The 2,064-nt window shown below is 39.6% G+C and carries 3 protein-coding genes; all 3 read right to left on the bottom strand.

The features are described from left to right. Positions 1-86: 86 nt before the first annotated feature. A complete protein-coding gene (locus VXK47_RS14945; protein WP_435549586.1) occupies positions 87-422 on the bottom strand; it encodes a DNA adenine methylase in 336 nt (111 codons plus the stop codon). 1 nt (position 423) lies between these two features. Further along, positions 424-1,110 carry a NotI family restriction endonuclease gene (locus VXK47_RS14940; RefSeq protein WP_435549587.1) on the bottom strand — a complete coding sequence of 229 codons (687 nt, stop codon included), beginning with the start codon at positions 1,108-1,110 and terminating at the stop codon, positions 424-426. Positions 1,111-1,389: 279 nt separating this feature from the next. After that, positions 1,390-1,683 carry a hypothetical protein gene (locus tag VXK47_RS14935; RefSeq protein WP_435549585.1) on the bottom strand — a complete coding sequence of 98 codons (294 nt, stop codon included), beginning with the start codon at positions 1,681-1,683 and terminating at the stop codon, positions 1,390-1,392. Positions 1,684-2,064 lie beyond the last annotated feature (381 nt).

The raw sequence follows: 2,064 nt of genomic DNA, 5'->3' as shown, positions 1-2,064 counted from the left end.
TTGTCTTAACTCCTTGTTATAATTATAATTTATAACAAGGCGACAAAAATTTTTTATCTGCTTTGTCAAGCAAAAAATAAACATTTTTATAATTTTTTTATCCCATATAACATGCAAAAACTTAACCGGACACTACTGGCTATTTCTTCATCAATTTCAGCCATCACGACGTACGATGCGAGGTTCTCAAACAAGGCTGTGAGGCTTATGATACCTCCACCGGCAAACGGTTCAATCAAGATTCCAGGTTTGGGGTAATGATTTGTAATCCAGTTTCGGAATACCGGAACAAACCATGTTTTCCCGCCTGGATAGCGGAAGGGGCTTCTTTGCGGGACAGAGGCAACATTAACCGGTTTGGGGGATAATGCTATGTCCTCTTGTAATTCAGGAAATAATGATTGTTGTTTGGGTGACCTCATTTCAAAATGGCCTTTCGATTGTTTTATTTATCGGAGGAGATTCAAGTTGGTCATCAAGTTTTTCCTGAAGCAATTTCATGAAGTTGTCGAGGCTACCCGGTATTGGAGTAGTAATCGAAATCAACGCCGGAGTAAATTCTGTAAACACCTCTTCAGTTTTTATAAGTTGATACCTATTCTGATCACCCTCTTTTGACATTTTGAGATCATAGATTAGCCATACGATATCGGCTTTGGATTTATCAACTTTTGTCAAGGGGGGCAGTGTATCAAAAAAACACTTGTTCAATGCGACAGCTATTTTCTTTTGCCATGAATGAAGGATTCCTCCTTTGAACAGTAATTGGGGAGCCAGTCGCTTGCGGGAAGATGAAAGATAGTCCGGGCGTGGAAAGTTAGGCTGAGTTGACCAATCCATATGTCCGCGATTTTTAGGATCTTTCATGTAGTACTCAAATGGGTCGCGAACATTTCCGGAAATGTAAACCGCCTGTATTTCAAGAGCCCCGAAGTCGAGTATTTTCCCATTGCTGTCGTATGCGACAAGAACAATGTCAATATTGCCGGCCGACTTTCCATTAGCATCATTCAGACGGACTTCCGTAAGTGAACTCCACGCAATGCCATCACCAAAGAAAAAAGAAGCAGCATCATCGGTTATAAGCCAATTTTCTCTGAACCAGGACAGGTTATAGCCGGGGAATCATTGTGGAACACACTGCAAACACCAAGAGGGTTTTTTGCTTTGTCTTTGGTGCAATTGGGAACTTTGTTATTGAATGGACAAAGCCGATTTGAACGGTACCTGACTGCTTTTTCAGATTGATCATCTATAAGATGTCCAAAGACCTCAGCAAGTGGTTGTATGTGTTTCGTCATTTATATTCGGGTCTTTCGTTTCGTTTTTGAGTGACCATTTGGGCAACAGCTCCTCAAGGGTTGACCCAATGCCTTGCGTCGCTCCCTTTTAACGATATAAATGCTCGATCGTTTCAACTGTGTCTTTAATGGTTTTTAAAGCTAATCCCCGAACACTAAAATCCATAGTGTCCTTTATATGTAAAACGCTATTACCCCTCTTTTTAATTTCAATTGCCAATTCTTTGGAATTGTTAGAAAGCCCTATCGACTTTTTTATAAACTCTTCCGATTCCTCTTTACTACGAGGTGTTTTAGTTTCATAGGTAAATCTGATAAATTCCTGCTCAATTTTTTTAAATTCCCTGACTTTTTCCAAGAAATAAAGATCAGATTTTCTCAAAATTTACCCCTCCTTCTTGCCGAACCCTTACCCAACCTAATCAATTGTTGGAGTTTCAAATAGCTTTACCAACTCCGCCTCTGGCGGCAGAAGAGTAAGATCGTTATAAGGTTTTTCCGGATCAAAACTCATGAACCTGGCTCCTGATAGTCAAATATTTCATATCGCATAAAACATCGGTGTTATTAATTCCCTCAGGCTTTTGTATAGATGATGTGAAATAACTTTAAATGTAAAGGGCTATAATGGACCCCGAAATTTGAACTGATGGTTAAGCTGCTTTTTCTGTGATATTGACTCCATTATAAAGGAGACAGAATGAGAAAGCAATATCCAGGGAATTTTAAAGCAAAGGTTGCATTGGAAGCCATCAGGTCAGAG

The sequence above is a fragment of the Desulfobacterium sp. N47 genome (assembly GCF_051233685.1).
Classification (GTDB): domain Bacteria; phylum Desulfobacterota; class Desulfobacteria; order Desulfobacterales; family RPRI01; genus RPRI01.
Note: the sequence above shows the minus strand (reverse complement) of the source record. Positions and strands in the feature narration are given on the sequence as shown.